The organism is Saprospiraceae bacterium, from assembly GCA_016716185.1.
In the GTDB taxonomy this organism is placed as follows: domain Bacteria; phylum Bacteroidota; class Bacteroidia; order Chitinophagales; family Saprospiraceae; genus Vicinibacter.
Map to the genome: position 1 here is coordinate 662,423 of JADJWV010000002.1, position 20,852 is coordinate 683,274.

Annotated in this window: 1 protein-coding gene; it reads left to right on the top strand. The window is 42.3% G+C overall.

The window, feature by feature from the left end; genetic code table 11:
- The first annotated feature begins 1,065 nt into the window (after window positions 1-1,065).
- Window positions 1,066-20,703 (top strand): DUF11 domain-containing protein, encoded by a 19,638-nt coding sequence (locus IPM34_04520; protein MBK8954807.1) that lies wholly within the window; start codon window positions 1,066-1,068, stop codon window positions 20,701-20,703.
- The last annotated feature ends 149 nt before the right edge of the window (window positions 20,704-20,852 follow it).

Here is a 20,852-nt window from a genome sequence, read left to right on the forward strand (position 1 = left end):
TGAATACTCCATGCGTTGATGGGGCATTCATTTGAAATTTTAAGCTATTAACTTAAGGTATGAGTAGGGTTTCATTTTGCGATTGATGAAATTTGGTGTGCTAATGATCACTACCCAAAAGGTGATTTATCATAATTCTATTTTTTGAATATATGATCAGTTCATATATAGCTCCGCTAAAGAATTGGAATTACAATTCTCAAGTTCCTGTCATAAGTAGATATTTATTTGGAGTATCTAAAGGCGTAGAATAAATTTTAAGATTTCAATTAAGTTTGCTGCTATTCCAGGTCTGGAAATTTTATTACAACCAATTCATCAAACTTCTTGGGATCTACACCATCTGAACTTTAGTTCGGATTCAGGATTACACTTGATTGTTGATGATTGGTATGGAATAAAGATGACTGTGATTTGGGAATCGAGGTCTACAATGAAAACTATACGCATTCCGAAAAGGATTCAGGGAGGTATGCTCACATACCTGATACGCTATGTGCAGTGTGTGTATTGCACGGTCAGTGGTCTTTACCAGCAATCGCATATACTTGAATGGCCAGATTACTCGAATTTGGACCGACACGTAGTAAACCTCCGGCTTTTATTCTTAAAATTTACAAAACATAATGATTTCGGGAGAACTAGAAATCGAGAAGGGTTTTCAGCAAATTGGATGGCTGTACGCTATCCTCATAGTAAAACCTGGGTTGTCTCCAAAATGTATGAAGATCATCCATTTACATATAAAATAATTATGATTTAAATATGATTAAATTATGTAATATAAAAATATATAAAATAAATAAATATATAAATTGCTTATAAATATTTATATATAAATGAATATAAAAAATTATATGTTTTATATTATAAAAAATAATAATATGTAATTATGTTTGCACGGGTTTGTGAAATTCGATGAAAAGTACCATGTGGAGATGATATGGTCGGTTGTTTTTGGTACAATATTTGATTTCATAATTCCGCGAATTGAATCCGTTGGGGAAAAGTACAAAGAGGAGATGAGTAACGGATTCCAATAGACTGAACTGAAAAGTCTCTTATATGAAAACTACAACAACGCATTTTTTGCGTCTGGGCATTGTATTGTTCCTCCTTTCCTTTGTGATTTCGGGGAGCCTTACCGCAAGCCTATCCGATTTTACCCATCCATTCAACAGTAAATTTTTTGATGCAGGATTGTTCACTGCTTTTTTTGCAGGTGTGCTCTTGCTTTTTAGTCTGCTGTATTTCCTTACAGGACTTTTCAATTTATTTAAATACATAGAAGCGTTTCTTGTTAAACGCTTTTTCAAAACATCAGATACACCTCTGTCCCATGTCGAGGTGCCGGCTGTTCCAATCCATTTTAATTCAAACATTAACTCCTATATTCAAATGAAAAAGTTTACTATTGTATTTATTGGTTTTGCTCTTTTTGGATTTATTGCGCAATCCTCATTGCAGGCGCAAGTATTGGCTGAGAATCCTATGGAGACTAAAGTGAAGGAAACGCTGAAGAAAAATGCTGAGGTTCTTCGTTTTGTCGAAAACAAAGGTCAATACGATAATCCGAATGCTTTGTTTTACCTGAATGGAAAACAAGGAACTGTGATCATTGAAAAAAATCGTTTGCGTTTTATTGCAAAAGAGAAAGCAGTGATCAAAGCCGGAGAAAAACTTGGAGATCAAATTGTTAAGGAGGATGAGAGTATAGACATCGGACAACATAGCTTTAGTATGTACTTTGACGAGGGGAGTTTATCACCCGGAGTTGAGTTGGGTAACCAGTTCAGTACAAAATATAACTATATCATAGGAAATGACGAGAAAAAGTGGGCTACGGGAGTTAGGGCTGCAAAAGACATTACATTAAAAGATGTCTATCCAGGAATTGACCTCCGATTGTATAGTGCAGAAGATGGAAGTCTCGAGTTTGACTGGATCATGGATCCCGGTGCATCTTTTGAAAATATTAAACTTCGATTTACAGGACAAAATGCATTGAATGTCGATGGAGATGGCAACCTGAATGTGGGTTTGAAATTTACGGATGTAAAATTTCACATCCCGGAATGCTATCAGGTCACTCCGGAAGGAAAGAAACTGGTAGATTTTTCTTTTAGAAAGCAATCCGGCAACGTGATTGGATTCCATACAAAATCTGAACTGAATCCCGCCTATCCAACTGTTATAGACCCCGTTTTATCCTGGGGTACTTTTATTGATGGCAACGATCCTGATTTTGATCAGTATTTATTTGCCATTCAGGTCGATCCTACAGATGGTATGGTTTATTGCGGAGGAGCTACCAACAGAAATATACCAACCAGTTCACCACCATATGATGCAGATGGGTATTTAAATTCAATAAGCGGATTTGGAACAGGTGCAACTCCCAGGGTAGCCGTGGTTTACCGGGTTAACAGTACGGGTTCTGATCTCGTGGATCTTACGATGTATGGTCCGAGTTCGGTGTCTGGATCAGAGACTGTTGTTGCTTATGGTTTAAGTTTGTCGAACAATAGAGTATTCATAGGAGGAAGAACAACTGTTAGTGGATTGCCTATGACCGTCAATGCTTTTGACAATACAGAAGACGCTAATGACGGATTTGTTGCCGTATTTACTAAAAACCTCAGTACGCTGGTTTATGCTACCTACTTAGGAGGAACGGGTAGTGAAGATTTAGGTGTGACCTCCATACGTGCTATTGATGACAATACATTTGTTTGCGGATTGACTGCAGAAGCTGCATTACCAGGTTCTTATATTTCGGGAGGAGCTGCTCAAACTACATTTGGAGGTGGCAGTGATATGTATATTGCAAAATTCTCAAGCTTAAATACTTTGAGTTTTGGTACTTATGTCGGGGGCTCAGGAACTGAAGTGATCAATGACATTGAATTGTTTGCTGATGGAAGGATAGCATTTGGGGGTAGAGGTACCGGCTCTTTGACTGAGGTCAATAGTGCGGCTTCGAGATCAACGGGTTCGGATTTCGATGGTATTATTGGGGTACTTACAAGTACAGGTTCGGCATTTAATTATTTGGATGAAGTAGGAGGTGCCGGAGATGATCAGATTAACGATTGTGAGTTGAATACCAGTACCATTTTCTGGACTGGATCTTCTGATGATGGATTTCCAACTTCAGCAGGTGCTTATGATGTTTCTCATAATGGCGGCTTGGATGTCATTGTTGGAGCAGTTAGCGATGTTGGCGGAAGCGGTAGCTGGAAAGCAACATTTTTTGGAGGTAGTGGCGATGATTTGGGAAGTGGTATCCAAAAGGTTACACAAACTAAGTGCGATGGAACTGAAGAATCCTTCTTATTGGTTTTCGGAACATGTGAGTCTGGAATTCCAACCGTTAATATCAATGGCGATCCGTTTTACGATGCCACAAACAATGGTGGTCTGGATATGTATTTTGCAACTTTTAGCTCAAACATGACCACATTGCAATTTGCAACCAATATTGGAGGTCAATACAATGACTATCTGGGAGATACCGGTGCTCCAAGAGGTGGTAACCATTTATGGGTAAAAGGTGCAAATATCTATGTAGGAACAACCACACACAGTGCAAGCCATACACCGGCTGTTGTTGGGGGCACAGGTTTTGATCAAGTCAAAACCAACCATTCCAATCCTAGTTCCGACGACACCCATTTGCTGTTTGGCGTTACGTTTACATCATTATTTGAAACGGATTATTCAGATGCTCCTTCTTCTTATGGTACACCTTCGCATATCCTGGATTGTGCACATATCAGCATTGGTACTTTGGATCAGGAAGCTGCAGCAACCCCCGGAGTCAATGCAAATGGCGATGACAATTCCGGAATTGATGATGAAGATGGAATTTCAGTTTTTCCGGTTTATCAATCAGGTGGGCCTCAGAACATCAGTGTTACAGTAGATAACATAAATAATACAACGGGGCTCCTTGCAACTTTATATGGTTGGATCGACTTCAACAACGATGGCAATTTTGACAACAATGAAATTGCAACTACATCAGTCGCCAACGGATTTACAGGTTCAAAAACTTTAACCTGGTCGGGAATTACTGTAAGTGGAAACCCTTCCAATCAATATCTAAGAATAAGATTAACGACTGATGCATTGTCGGATGACAACACGACAGGTGGTTTGGATGAAAGATCAACTGAAAGTGCTGAAAATGGCGAAGTTGAAGATTACTACATTTGTGTCAAACCTAAAGCTGGTGCAGATAAAGATGTCGATTGTGTAGCAAATTTTCCTGGGGGTTCTGCTACCATGGCAGCAAGCGGAACAGGCACATGGAGTGCTGCAGCCGGAAACCCGGGTACTGCCACAATAACGAACAGTAGTTCGGCCACTACAACAATAACTAATTTTAGTGCTGCTGGCACCTATGCGTTTGTTTGGACAAATGCCACAGCTTGTGCAAAAGATACTGCTTTGGTGACTGTGACTGCAAAACCAAATGCAGGTGGAAATCAAAGTGTAAATTGCGTTGCAGCATTCCCGGGTGGATCTGCAACCATGGGCGCTACAGGGGTTGGTACATGGAGTGCTGCTGCTGGAAATCCCGGTACGGCAACCATTACTTCACCAAATTCTCCAAGTACAACCATTACTGACTTTACCACTTCCGGTAGTTATTCATTTATTTGGACGAATAACAGCAACTGTGCCGACACAGCTACTATTGTCGTGACCGCTAAACCTCAAGCCGGAGGTGATAAGAATGTAAGCTGTGTGGTTTCATTCCCGGGTGGATCTACAAGTATGAGTGCGACCGGTTCAGGAACTTGGACCGCACATCCATCCAATCAAAGTTCGACTATAGTCACTGCTTCTTCCCCGACGACTACAATCAATAATTTTGCGGGAGAAGGTACGTATTTATATATATGGACCGTAGGCAGTTGTACCGATACAGCCGCAGTGGTCGTTTCCAAAGGCCCTGTAGGATCTGCATCTCCGCAATCAATTTGCAGCGGAACAACAACAAGTGTTAGTTTGAATTCAACTGTTCCCGGTACAACATTCACATGGACAGCGGCACAACAGTCAGGTGCCACCATCACAGGGTTCAGCAATTGTAATTCATCTTGTGGAACAACGATTTCCCAAACTCTAACCAATACTACAAATAACGCTTCAGGCGTAGTCAGATATACAGTAACTCCAACCGCACCGAACGGTTGTGTGGGCAACACCTTTACAGTGGATGTCACAGTACATCCAATACCTGTGGGTTCAGGCTCAAATCAATCAATTTGCAGCGGCGGAACAACAAGTGTTAGTTTAAGCTCGTCCGTGTCGGGTTCATTTACCTGGACTGCTGCTCAGTTTTCGGGTTCTACGATTACAGGATTCTCGAATTGTGCTGCAGCTTGTGGTTCTACCATTTCACAAATCCTCACAAATACCAGCAATTCTACTCCTGGTGTTGTCAGATATACCATTACACCAACTTCAACGAATGGTTGTGCAGGCACGCCATTTAATGTTGATGTTACAGTGAATCCAAAACCTGTGGGTTCTGCTTCTCCTCAAACCATTTGCAGCGGAGCAACAACATCTGTTAGTTTAAATTCTACAGCTGCCGGAACAACGTTCACATGGACAGCTGCGCAACAATCCGGTGCAACCATTACAGGATTCAGTAATTGTGCGGGCGCTTGCGGTACCAGCATTTCACAAACTTTAACAAACACCACAAATAATAATGCTGGTGTTGTAAGATATACAGTCATTCCAACTTCATCCAACGGATGTGTAGGTTTGGCATTTACAGTCGATGTCACTGTTAACCCAAAGCCAGGGGTTTCTGTAACGACTACTCCGGCATGTATTGGGTTTAGCAACGGAACGGCAACTGCCGTAGTTGTGGGAGGCTCGGGTCCTTTTTCATACGATTGGAGTAATGGTGGCAATTCTGCAACCATTACCAGTCTTTCAAGTGGCAGCTATACAGTTACTGTGGAAGATAACAACAATTGTTCAAATACGGCAAGTGGTACTGTCCAGGAACAAGGTATCAGTGCCATGACCGCAATTCCAGGAGCATGTAATCCTGCAACAAACACATACAGTGTTACAGGATCATTGACTTTACTCAATCCTCCAGGATCGGGTACTTTAACAGTGAGCATTGGAGCTAACCAACAGGTATTCAATGCACCTTTCTCATCACCTACGAATTACGTGATCAATGGCTTGACCGCCGATGGTGCCGTACATACCGTCAATGCTGTTTTCAGCGGCGGTTCACAATGTTCAAAAAGTACAAATTATACGGCTCCGGCAAATTGTCAGCCGATCATTACTCATTCAAAAAGTTTTGTATCTGCAACACAAACAGGTGCACATAGTTTTTCAGTAGTCTATACCATTTCTGTAAGCAATAGTGGTGGAAATGGACAGTACGACTTAAAAGATGTTCCGGCATTTGACGACGATATATCTATTACCAGTGCATCGTTCACGACCAACGCTCCTGGAAATCCCGGAGGAGCACTCGCAGGCAGCGGTCCATGGACACTGGCAAATGACCAGGCTATTTTAACAGGGGCAACACATACCTATACCTTAACAGTAAATGTAAGTATTGATCTCTCAGCAGCCAGCGGGGGTAACAACGTATATACCAAATGTGGAGTAGCAACACCGGGAAATCCGGCTCCTGGCGAAGGATTATACAACGAATCCAGATTGGATACCAATAATGACGGCAATCCTGAAGAGTCCAAAGAAGCTTGTGGTGATATTCCTTATCTGGATATGACTAAAGCGGTTGCTTCAATCAGTCCATTAGGCGGCCATATGTATAATGTAAATTATACAATTACCGTGAAGAATCTTGGTGGAGTAGATGGTCATTATGACCTCACAGATGCCCCAGGTTTTGATAGTGATATTTCCATAGGGAATGCGTCTTATACATCAACTGCACCCGGAAATGCGGGAGGTGCTTTGGCAGGTACAGGACCGTGGGTTCTGGCAGGTAATCAATTGATCACTTCCGGAGCCACACATACTTATACATTAACCGTAAAAGTTACAATAGACCTCATAGGAGGAGGTGGAAATAATGTTTATACAAAATGTGGAGCAAACACTCCCGGAGATCCGGCAAGTGGTGAAGGTTTGTACAATCAGTCTTTAATGGATACCAATGATGATGGTACTGCAGACGAAACAGATGAGGCCTGTGGTGATTTGCCTTACATCACAACTACGAAATCTGTATCTGGAATTGTTGCACTTGGAAATAATATGTACAATGTGATTTATTCGATCACAGCACAAAATATTGGTGGTGCATCCGGTCAATACGATTTAATTGATGTACCTGGATTTGATGATGACTTTACGATCGGAAGTGCAAGCTTTACGACCAATGCTCCCGGAAATCCCGGTGGCGCCTTAGCAGGAACGGGTCCCTGGACTTTAGCTAACGATCAAAATATAAGTGTAGGAGCTACACATACCTACACACTTACCGTAAAAGTAACTCTGGATTTGCGTGCGACCAGCGGTGGAGATAATGTTTATGTAAAATGTGGAACCGCAACTCCAGGTGATCCTCAATCCGGTGAAGGATTGTACAATCAGTCCAGAATGGATATGAATAACGATGGAACTCCGGAAGAAACAAAAGAAGCATGTACAGATGTTCCATATATCGTAAATACTAAATCAGTAGCCAGTATCACTGCTCTTGGTGGCAATATGTATAATGTGGTTTACCAAATTCAGGTTAGAAATCTTGGTGGCGTTGCAGGTATATACGATCTGGTAGATGCTCCCGGATTTGACGATGATTTTGCGATCAACAATGCAGCTTATACTTCCAATGCTCCTGGTAATCCGGGTCTGACATTGGTTGGAAATGGTCCATGGACATTGGCGAATGATCAAACCATTGTCAGCGGTGGAATCCATACATATTCCTTAACTGTTAAAGTAACTTTAGATCTTACTGTTGGCAGTGGAGGAAATAATATTTATACCAAGTGCGGAAATACCAATCCTGGCGATCCGCAAAGCGGTGAAGGACTTTACAACAAGTCTACTGTTGATTCAAACAACGATGGTATTCCGGAAGACACCAGTGAAGTATGTGATGATGTACCTTACATTACCCTGACCAAAACACTCACAAGTGTTAGTCCATTGGGTGGTAACATGTACAATGTTACGTACACATTGGTTGCACAAAATATTGGTGGTAAAAATGGGCAATACGACTTCACAGACACTCCAGGATTTGATGATGATATCACAATCAACAATGCATCATTTACATCCAATGCACCAGGAAATCCGGGTAACGCTTTAGCAGGTAACGGACCCTGGACGTTGGCAAATAATCAGGCCATCCTTACAGGTGCAATTCATACCTATACCTTAGTAGTCAAGGTAACACTTGATCTTTCTGCAGCTAGTGGCGGAAATAATGTGTACAAGAAATGCGGTGCGACTATACCAGGCGATCCGGTAAGCAGTGAAGGTTTATACAATCAGGCAAGCATCGACACCAATGACGATGGGGTTGCTGAAGAAACCAAAGAAGCTTGCGGTGATCTTCCTTACATCACAACCAACAAATCCCTTACTACGATTTCGAATTTAGGTGGAAACATGTACAATGTAACTTATACCATCACGGTTCAAAATCTGGGTGGGGCAAACGGACAATACGATTTGAACGATGCTCCAGCATTTGACGACGATATCGCGATCAATACTTCTTCTTATATTTCGAATGCTCCTGGAAATCCAGGAAGTGCTTTAGCCGGAAGCGGACCATGGGTACTTGCAAATGATCAGGCTATCCTTAGCGGCGCAACACATACCTATACGCTTGTAGTTAAAGTAACCTTGGATTTGAAAACGGGATCAGGAGGAAACAATGTTTACACCAAATGTGGAAATACCAACCCGGGAGATCCTCAGGCAGGAGAAGGATTGTATAACCAATCTACTATGGATTCCAACAACGATGGAACTCCGGAAGAAACAAAAAAAGCATGTGGTGATCTTCCTTACATCACTACGGTAAAAACAGTAAACAATGTTGCACCTCTTGGTGGAAATATGTTTAATGTAACATACAACATTACTGTTTTAAACTCAGGAGGAGCGAATGGGCAATACGATCTGGTGGATGCACCAGGATTTGATAACGATTTTGCAATCAACAGTGCATCCTATACATCCAATGCTCCTGGCAATCCAGGTACCGCTTTGGCGGGTACCGGTCCTTGGACATTAGCCAACGATCAGGCCATATTGGCAGGTGCTACACATACATACATGGTTGTTGTTAAAGTCACTTTGGATTTAACACCCGGAAGTGGTGGTGATAATATTTATACAAGTTGTGGCAGCGCTACACCCGGAGATCCAACATCAGGCGAAGGATTGTACAATCGCGCCAGAGTTGATATCAACAATGATGGAATTCCGGAAGATACAAGTGAAGTTTGTGCAGATGTACCATACATCACCAGTGCAAAGACGCTTACAACGATCGCACCACTGGGAGGCAACATGTATAATGTGACCTATACCATGACGGTACAGAATCTCGGAGCTACTGCTGGTCAATACGATTTGATCGATGTTCCGGCTTTTGATGATGATATTACCATAGGTTCGGCTTCATTTACAACGAATGCGCCTGGTAACCCGGGTGGAGCCCTTGCAGGTTCAGGACCATGGACCTTGGCCAATGATCAGAATATTCTTGCGGGTGCAACACACACTTTTACCCTGGTTGTTAAGGTTACTTTAGATCTCTCTGTCGGATCCGGTGGCAATAATATTTATACAAAATGTGGAAATACAACTCCTGGGAACCCAACAGCAGGAGAAGGATTATATAATGAATCCAGAATGGATTCAAATAATGATGGAACTCCTGAAGAAACGAAGAAAGCATGTGGAGATCTGCCTTATATCATTACAACCAAATCCTTTACATCAAAAACAGATTTGGGTGGAAATATGTATAATGTAAATTATACGATTACTGTACAAAATCTGGGAGGTGCCGTCGGACAATATGATCTTTCTGACGTTCCTGGATTTGACGATGATATTACCATTAATTCGGCATCATACACTTCCAATGCTCCGGGCAACGGAGGTAGTGCTTTGGCAGGTACAGGACCATGGACCTTGGCCAATGATCAAAATATAAATGTTGGCACAACGCATACTTATACTTTAACTGTTAAAGTAACTATAGATTTATCTGCAGGAAGTGGAGGCAACAATACTTATACAAAATGTGGTGCTTCCACACCAGGAGATCCCCAAAGTGGAGAAGGATTGTACAACCAGTCCAGAATGGATACCAACAATGACGGAATTCCTGAAGATATCAGAGAAGCATGTGGTGATTTGCCTTATGTGACTACCACGAAGACCATCTCAAGCATTACTGCATTGGGTGGAAATATGTTTGAAGTTAAATATCAAATCGTTGCTTCCAACTCAGGGGGTGCTGCTGGTCAATATGATCTTACCGATTTACCAGGATTTGATAATGATATTACTATCAATACAGCTTCTTATGCTTCTGATGCCCCTGGCAATTCAGGAGGTTCTCTTGCAGGCAGCGGACCATGGACCTTGGCCAATGATCAATCCATAGCTGCCGGAGTGAATCATACATATACCATCACTGTTAAGGTGACCATTGATTTAAATCCGGGATCGGGTGGAGATAATGTCTATACAAAATGCGGATCGGCAACTCCGGGTGATCCTCAAAGTGGAGAAGGTTTATATAACCAATCCAGAATGGATACAAACAACGATGGAGTTCCGGAAGATATTGATGAGGTGTGTGGAGATCTTCCTTACATCACTTCAACGAAGACCATTGGAGCAATTGTTCCGCTTGGTGGCAATACATATAATGTAACTTATAATCTGACTGTACAAAATCTGGGAGCTGTAAACGGACAATACGATTTAACAGATATTCCGGGATTTGACAATGACATCAGTATCAACAGTGCAAGTTATACCACAACGGCTCCGGGTAATCCGGGTGGTGCATTAGCGGGTTCTCCATGGATACTTGCTAACGATCAGGCCATTACTGCAGGTGCAGGTCATACCTATACCATTACAGTAAATATCACTTTAAATCTCGAACCTGGTTCAGGTGGTGATAATATATATACGAAATGCGGAAATACGACTCCGGGTGATCCGGCTAGTGGAGAGGGTTTGTATAACCAATCCAGACTGGATTCCAACAACGATGGAATTGCTGAAGAAACCAAAGAAGCCTGTGGAGATATTCCTTATGTCTCTGCAAGCAAAACAATTACTTCCATTGCACCATTGGGAGGAAATATGTACAATGTTACCTATTCAATTGTAGTTAGAAATCTTGGAGGTGTTGCTGGTCAATACGATTTAAATGATGTTCCTGGATTTGATAACGACATTACCATTGGTTCGGCTTCTTATACGTCTACAGCTCCTGGAAATCTTGGAGGGCCGTTGGCAGGAATTGGACCTTGGTTGTTGGCAAATGACCAGGCTATTTCAGTAGGTTCAATACATACCTATACGCTCGTAGTGAAGGTGACTCTGGATCTCAATCCTGGAAGTGGTGGCGATGACAGTTACACCAAATGTGGAGCTGTGAACCCAGGCGATCCTCAAAGTGGAGAAGGTTTATATAACCAATCCAAACTGGATTCAAACAACGATGGAATCCCTGAAGATACCGATGAGGTTTGTGGTGACCTTCCGTATGTAACTTCAACAAAAACTATTTCCAGCATCAATAATCTGGGTGGAAATATGTACAACGTTACTTATTCCATCGTAGTCAGAAACCTCGGTGGAGCAAACGGTACTTATGATTTAAGCGATGCTCCTGGATTTGATAATGATATTACCATTGTATCCGCTTCTTACGGATCAACAGCACCTGGTAATCCGGGTGGAGGCCTCGCAGGTACAGGACCATGGACACTTGCAAATGATCAGGTGATAGGTATTGGTTCAATTCATACCTACACTTTAACCGTGAAAGTCACTTTGGATTTGAGAACCGGTACTTCCGGGGATAATATTTACACAGCTTGTGGAAATGCTATTCCAGGCGATCCGTCTGCAGGTGAGGGATTGTACAATCAATCCAGAATGGATTCCAACAATGATGGAACTCCGGAAGAAATTAAAGAAGCATGTGGTGATCTTCCATACATCATCAATACGAAAACTGTAAACAGCCTTACTCCTCTTGGTGGTAATATGTTCAATGTTAAATACAACATCGTTGTCAGAAATATCGGAGGTGCAAATGGTCAATATGATTTGACTGATGTTCCTGGTTTTGATAATGATTTTGCAATTGGATCTGCTTCCTATGCTTCTGATGCACCTGGTAATGCCGGAAGTGCACTTGCCGGAAATGGACCATGGACTTTGGCCAATGATCAGGCCATTCCTTCAGGTGGAATTCACAATTATACAGTTACCGTAAAAGTTACACTGGATCTTACTCCGGGTAGCGGCGGCGATAATGTTTATACGAAATGTGGTTCGACCAATCCGGGCGATCCAAATAGTGGAGAAGGTTTGTATAATTTGTCAAGAGTGGATATCAATAACGATGGTATTCCGGAAGATACTTCCGAAATATGTACAGATATCCCTTACATAACAAGCTTGAAAACGATCAGCGCCATCAATTCACTGGGTGGTCACATGTACAACGTTATTTACAAAATTGATGTCAAAAATCTGGGTGGAGCTGCAGGTCAATACGATTTGATTGATGTACCCGGATTTGATAATGATATAACCATTGGTTCTGCATCTTATACATCAAATGCACCAGGCAATACCGGAAGTGCTTTGGCAGGAACAGGACCATGGACCCTGGCAAATGATCAGGGAATTTTAGAGGGTGCAACGCATACCTATTTCATCACAGTAAAAGTTACATTGGATCTGAACCCGGCCAGCGGTGGAGATAATATCTACACCAAGTGCGGTCAGGTGAATCCAAGTGATCCAAGAAGTGGTGAAGGTCTGTTTAATGAATCCAGGATGGATTCCAATAACGACGGAACTCCGGAGGAAATCAGTAAAACATGCGGTGACTTACCATATATCGTGAGTAGTAAAACAGTCACTTCAGTCACACCATTGGGTAATAACATGTTTAATGTTACTTATAAAATGGTGGTTCAGAATCTTGGAGGAATCAATGGTCCATATGATCTGACTGATGTGCCAACATTCGACGATGATATTACCATCAACTCTGCATCTTATCTTTCAGATGCAGCAGGTAATCCCGGAGGTCCTTTAGCCGGATCCGGTCCGTGGATCCTTGCAAACGATCAGAACATTAATAACGGTGCTGTGCACACTTATACATTAACTGTAAAAGTGACCATTAATCTGGATCCAGCCAGCCCGGGTGATAACAATTACACGAGATGTGGAAACGCAACACCAGGCGACCCAACAGCAGGTGAAGGTTTATACAATCAGGCCAGATTAGATATTAATAATGATGGCATACCGGAAGATGTGGATGAAGCTTGTGGCGATGTACCTTATGTGACATCTGATAAGTCGATTGCTTCTATTACACCACTTGGTGGAAATATGTACACAGTGAAGTATCAGATCAGAGTTCAGAATCTGGGTGGTACTCCGGGAATGTACGATCTGGTTGATCAACCTGGTCTGGATGACGATATCGCAATGAGTTCTGTTTCCTATGCATCTGATGCCCCTGGTAATCCTGGTGGTTCATTGATCGGAACAGGACCATGGACACTTGCAAACGATCAGGCTATTGGTGTAGGTAGTACGCATATTTATACCATCACTGCAAAAATGACTCTTGATTTGAGTCCAGCCAGTGGAGGAAATAATGTATACACCCGTTGTGGAAATACCACACCTGGAGATCCAACTTCAGGAGAAGGATTGTACAATCAATCCAGATTGGACAACAACAATGATAGTATTCCGGAAGAGACAGATGAGGTTTGTGGAGATTTACCATATGTGACAACAGCGAAGACACTAACAGGCATTAGTTCCTTAGGCGGTCATATGTATAATGTGACTTATGAAATTGTAGTTCAAAATCTCGGAGGTGCTTTAGGTCAATACGATTTGACCGATGTACCTGGATTTGATAATGACATCGCAATTGGATCTGCATCTTTTGTTTCAACGGCTCCAGGCAATCCGGGTTCAGCTCTTATCGGAAACGGACCATGGATTTTAGCAAATGATCAGGCCATTGGAGCATTCTCTGCTCAAGTTTATACCATAACTGTTAAAGTAACTTTGAATCTTGAAGCAGGAAGCGGAGGAGATGATGTTTATACCAAATGCAATACGCAAACACCAGGCGATCCAACAGCAGGAGAAGGTTTATACAACCAATCGAGAATGGATTCTAATAACGATGGTACTCCTGAAGAACTGAGAGAAGCATGTGGTGATATTCCTTATGTAGTGAATGCAAAGACTTTGTCTTCAATCACTCCATTGGGTGGAAATATGTACACTATTGTTTACCAGCTTACCGTCAGAAACCTTGGAGGTGCAACCGGCATCTACGACTTGGTGGATGCACCTGGTTTTGAAAATGACATTGTGATCAACAATGCATCATTTACAACTACAGGTCCGGGAGTTGGTGGAGTATTGGCCGGAACAGGGCCCTGGACTTTAGCTGATGATCTGAATATTACAGCAGGTGCCACACACACTTATACCATCACGATGAAAGTAACTATTCAAATGGAAGGTGGTGCAGGTGATGACAGATATGTAAAATGTGGTGAGGGCACACCAGGCGATCCAACAGCAGGAGAAGGCTTGTACAACCAGGCAAGACTGGATATTAATAATGACGGTACTCCTGAAGATGTCGATGAAGTTTGCGGAGATTTACCTTATGTGACTTCTGCAAAAACGATATCAGCGATAAATCCGTTAGGAGGCAACATGTACAATGTGGTTTACCAACTCACCATCAGAAATCTTGGTGGAGCAACAGGTCAATACGATTTGAAAGATACTCCTGGATTTGATGATGATATCACAATAGGTAGTGCATCTTATACAACGACAGCTCCTGGAAATCCGGGTGGTGCTTTAGCTGGAATTGGCCCATGGACACTTGCAAATGATCAGAACATCAATGCAGGCGCCACACATACATATACACTTACTGTAAAAGTGACTATAGATCTTAATTCTCCAAGTCCCGGTAATAATATTTACACAGCTTGTGGAGACAATACGCCTGGCGATCCTGAACCTGGAGAAGGATTATACAACCAATCCAGCATGGATTCCAACAATGATGGAACACCAGAAGAGTTGGATGAAGTTTGTGCAGATCTGCCATTTGTGACAACAACAAAAACACTGACTTCAATTTCAAACCTGGGTGGTCATATGTACAATCTGACTTATGTCATCGATGTGAGAAATCTTGGTGGTGCAAACGGACAATACGATTTATCGGATGCGCCTGGATTTGACAATGATATTACTATTGGAACAGCTTCTTACACTACAACAGCTCCGGGTAATCCGGGTGGAGTTTTAGCAGGAAATGGTCCATGGACACTTGCAAACGATCAGAACATCAACGCTTTCTCACAGCACATTTATACGATCACGGTTAAAGTGACCTTAAATCTTGAAACCGGAAGTGGTGGTGACGACATTTATACAAAATGTGAAAACGCTACACCCGGTGATCCACAAAGCGGAGAAGGATTGTACAACCAATCGAGAATGGATTCCAACAATGATGGAATTCCTGAAGAAGTCAAAGAAGCATGTGGAGATATTCCATATGTAGTGAATGCAAAGACATTAACTTCAATCACACCATTGGGTGGAAACATGTACACTATTGTTTACCAGCTTACCGTCAGAAACCTTGGAGGTGCAACCGGCATCTACGACTTGGTGGATGCACCTGGTTTTGAAAATGACATTGTGATCAACAATGCATCATTTACAACTACAGGTCCGGGAGTTGGTGGAGTATTGGCTGGAACAGGGCCCTGGACTTTAGCTGATGATCTGAATATTACAGCAGGTGCCACACACACTTATACCATCACGATGAAAGTAACGATTCAAATGGAAGGTGGTGCAGGTGATGACAGATATGTGAAATGTGGTGAAGGCACACCAGGAGATCCCACAGCTGGAGAAGGCTTGTACAACCAGGCAAGACTGGATATTAATAATGACGGTACTCCGGAAGATGTGGATGAGGCTTGTGGTGATTTACCATACGTAACTTCTGCTAAATCTGTTGCAAGCATAACCAATCTTGGTGGACACATGTACAATGTTGCTTACACAATTACCGTCAGAAATCTGGGTGGTGCAACCGGACAATACGACCTCAACGACATCCCTGGTTTCGACGACGATATTGCAATCAACAATGCAAATTATACTTCTACTGCTCCAGGTAATGCCGGTGGCGCACTTGCAGGTACAGGACCATGGTTGTTGGCAAACGATCAAAATATCAATGCCGGTGCAACTCATACCTATACTGTAACTGTAAAAGTTACGATAGACCTGAGAAGCAGCAGTGGTGGAAACAATACCTATGCTGCATGCGAATCATCAACTCCGGGAGACCCAACAAGCGGAGAAGGTTTATACAATCTTGCTACGATGGATTCTAATAATGATGGAATTCCTGAAGAATACGATGAAACCTGCGATGACTTGCCTTATGTAGTATCTCGTAAAGAAATTGTGAGTATTGTGCCACTGGGTGGTGGAATGCATACGATCAATTACCGATTGACTGTTCAGAATCTTGGCGGCGCTGTTGGTCAATACGACCTGACCGATGCTCCGGGATTCGACAATGACCTGACCATAAATACAGCTTCATATGCTTCAACTGCACCTGGAAACGCAGGTGGCCCATTAGCAGGAAGTGGTCCATGGATATTAGCCAACGATCAATCTATTGCAGTTGGCGCTACCCATGTATACGATCTTACGGTTAAAGCAACCATTGACTTTAAGCAAGGTTCCGGTGGAGATAATGTTTATACAGAGTGTGGACAAACTACGCCAGGAATTCCGCAATCGGGTGAAGGTGTATTCAATCAGGCCAGACTCGACATTAACAACGATGGTATTCCTGAAGAAATAGATACCGTATGTGGAGATATCGATATCATTGATATGGCAATTCGTAAAACAACAGTAACTCCGACTCCATATACGTATGGACAATTGGTTACATTTAATCTGGAAGTATTCAATCAGGGTAACATTCCAATTACAAATGTTGTACTGAACGATTACCTACCAAGTGGTTTTACATTCAGTCCGGTAGATAATATACCGGGATGGAGCCAGATCAATCCGGGACTTTTGGAATTCAATGCAGTTCCAAACATACCGCGATATTCTTCCGTGAATGTTCCGCTTCAATTGCGCGTTGCAATGAGCAGTGGATACAAAGCTTGGTTTAATTATGCGGAAGTGAAATCATATCAGGATAATTCTGGCAATGATCGGACTTTCGAGGAATTGGATAGTAAACCAAATTCCAACACTCCTGCAGAGTTGGCGATTGAACCTGGCGATCCGGGCGATGACGATATTACAACCATAGACATTGGAGGAAATGAGGATGATCACGACCCAGCAGGTTTTGATGTCTTTGACCTTGCATTGAGAAAAATTTGCAAAGGCAATCTTCCATTAACTTATGGTGAATCAGTACCATTCGAAATTACAGTTTTCAATCAGGGTAGCATTTCTGCAATGAATCCTGTGATTACAGACTATGTACCTGCCGGATTCCAGTTTATTGCTGCGAACAATCCCGGTTGGTCATATAATGCTGGTACAAGAGAAGCTTCTACAACAATTGCAGGTAAAATAAAACCTTCCGATAGTGTTAAAGTGACGATCAATTTAATATTGAATCCGATTCTCGACGATCCGGAATCATGGGACAATATTGCAGAAATTGAATCTGTAACGGATACACTAGGGAATACATTAACAGATTTTGATAGCAATCCGGGTGGAACCAAAGATGACGATGGTCCTTCTGTAGATGATGCAATCAACGATCCAAATGATGAAGATGACCACGATCCTTCAATCGGACCTGTGTTTGACCTTGCATTGAGAAAATATGTGAAAAACAAAAAACCGTATTACGTACCTGGTGAAAATGTGCCATATACCATAACCGTTTTCAATCAAGGTAACGTCACCGCAACCAATATTCAGGTGAACGATTACATCAGACCAGGATATGCATTTAGCGGAGTTGGAAACCCGGGTTGGAGCCTGGTTGGTCCTACTTTAGTCTACAATAGCATCGCTTCATTGAATCCTGGAGATAGTGTTCAGCTTACTTTGAATCTGACGGTACAGATTGCTGCATCTCCTACTTTGACAGACTGGGATAACAGCGCTGAAATACGGTCGGCATTTGATGATCAAGGTGTGAATAGAGATAACGATGATGCCGATAGTCAACCAAATACCAATAGTGCCTGGGAACAACAAGTCGGTGAAAATCATCCTTGGGATAATGTGATCGATGGCAACGGCCAAGGTGTTAATGAAGATGAGGATGACCACGATTTTGAAAATGTGAAAGTCACAGGAGCTATAGGTGATAGAGTTTGGGACGACTTGGATGGAGATGGCATTCAAGATCCGGGAGAACCAGGATTGCCAAACGTCATTGCAATTCTTTACGATTGCAATACAGCAACCATAGTGAAGAAAGACACCACAGATGCGAATGGTAAATACTTATTCGATTTCTTGTTGCCTTTCAACAAACACTTCGTCAGATTTGATTTCAGTTTAGTTCCTCCGGGTTATGGATTTACCTTCCAGGATCAGGGTGGTGATGACACTAAAGACAGCGACGTAAGTGCGGGTGGAGTAGGTCCATGTATTACTATTGAACCCGGTAAACGAGATACTACTTACGATGCAGGTCTTGTTAAACTCGGTTCGTTCTCAGACTTTGTTTGGGATGACAAAGATGGCGATGGTGTCCAGGAAGCCGGAGAACTTGGAATTCAGGGAGTCAAGGTAACTGCTTACAATGCTGCGACCAACCTCATCGTGAAAAGTACCGTTACAGATGCTTCAGGATATTGGATATTAGATGATTTAATGCCTGGAGACTATTACCTGAAGTTTGAAGCACCAGCAAATTACATTCCGACGTTGGCTAATACTGCAGCTGATTTTAGAGATAGTGATTTGGATGGAAGCAATGGTCCGGGAACAACAGCCACTACTCATTTGTCACCTGGTGAAGATGACACAACAGTAGATGCTGGATTTACGGTATGCATTATGCTCTCTGGTGACGTCTGGTTCGATAAGGATCTGGATGGTATATACGATCCAGAAGAAAAAGGTATCAATGGATTGAGGGTTTACATTGTCGATGCCATGAGTGGTGCAACAATAGCAACTTTAACAACCAGCGTTAAACCGGGCACAGCTTCTGATGATGGTTATTATAAAGTTCCATGCCTGAGACCGGGTATGTACTATGTACGATTCGAAAGACCTGGTCATTTGGGTGCATCCGATCCATATAAAGGAAACAATCCGAATAAGGATAGCGATATCTCCCACGAAAATGGTCTGAATACGACAAGGAAGTTTACAGTGAAGAGTGGAGATATGTTGCTCTACATAGGAGCTGGTTTCCAAACCAAATCAATAGTCGGAGATCATGTATGGCATGATTACAACTTCAATGGTTTGCAGGATGTCAACGAACCGCCTGTAAAAGATGTGCATGTTGCTGCTTACAAGATCGATGGAACGATGGTGAGTGAATCTGTTTCCGACAACGAAGGAAAATTCATGCTGGATGGAATGGTGCAGGGAGATTACTTTGTAAAATTCGCGCCACCACAAAATCTTGGATTTACGGTAGCACATGCCGGAGCAGATGAAATCGATAGCGATGTCGACAATACTTTCGGGTACGGTACTACCAAAATGTACAAGATCCTGGCAGGTGAGGTTAGACCTCATATTGATGCGGGTGTGGTTGCAGCAGCTTTGCCACTGCAGTGGTTGAGTTTCGATGGTCACTACAATGGTAGCTACACGGAATTGAACTGGTCGACCGGAGTTGAGATCAACAACGATTATTTCATCGTCGAACGCAGACATGAGTCTGAAAGAGATTTTGTAAACATAGAACAGTTAGCTGCACATTCAAATGGAAGCCTGGCCTTACATGAATATGCTCACGATGATTACGATGTGGTTAAAACAGGTCGCTATTATTACCGAATCAAACAAGTTGACAGAAACGGATTATTCACTTACAGCAAGATCATTACCATCCTTGTTGAAGGCGATGCATCCCTGAATGTTGAAATCTATCCGAACCCTGTCAATGATGAATTGCAATTGGATATCTGGATTCCTGAAGACACACAACTGGAAGCCAGAGTCTTTGACCAGAATGGAAAATCAGTATTGTTTGCACCTTTCAGCGAGTTCAAAAAGAAAGGAAGCTACCACGAATTGCTGAACACTTCCAGCCTGATCAATGGCAACTACATCCTCCAGATCAAAACTACTGGCGGATTGATCAACAAGAAGTTTACCGTTTCCAAATAACAAGGAAACAACAACAAATAAAAAAGGGCTTTCCAAATTGGAAGGCCCTTTTTTATTACATGCCTACAGGCTTCGCGGAGTCTGAAGACTACGCACTACGTAAGCTTAGCGTAGTCTTCAGACTACGCACAACGTAATGAGGTAGAAGC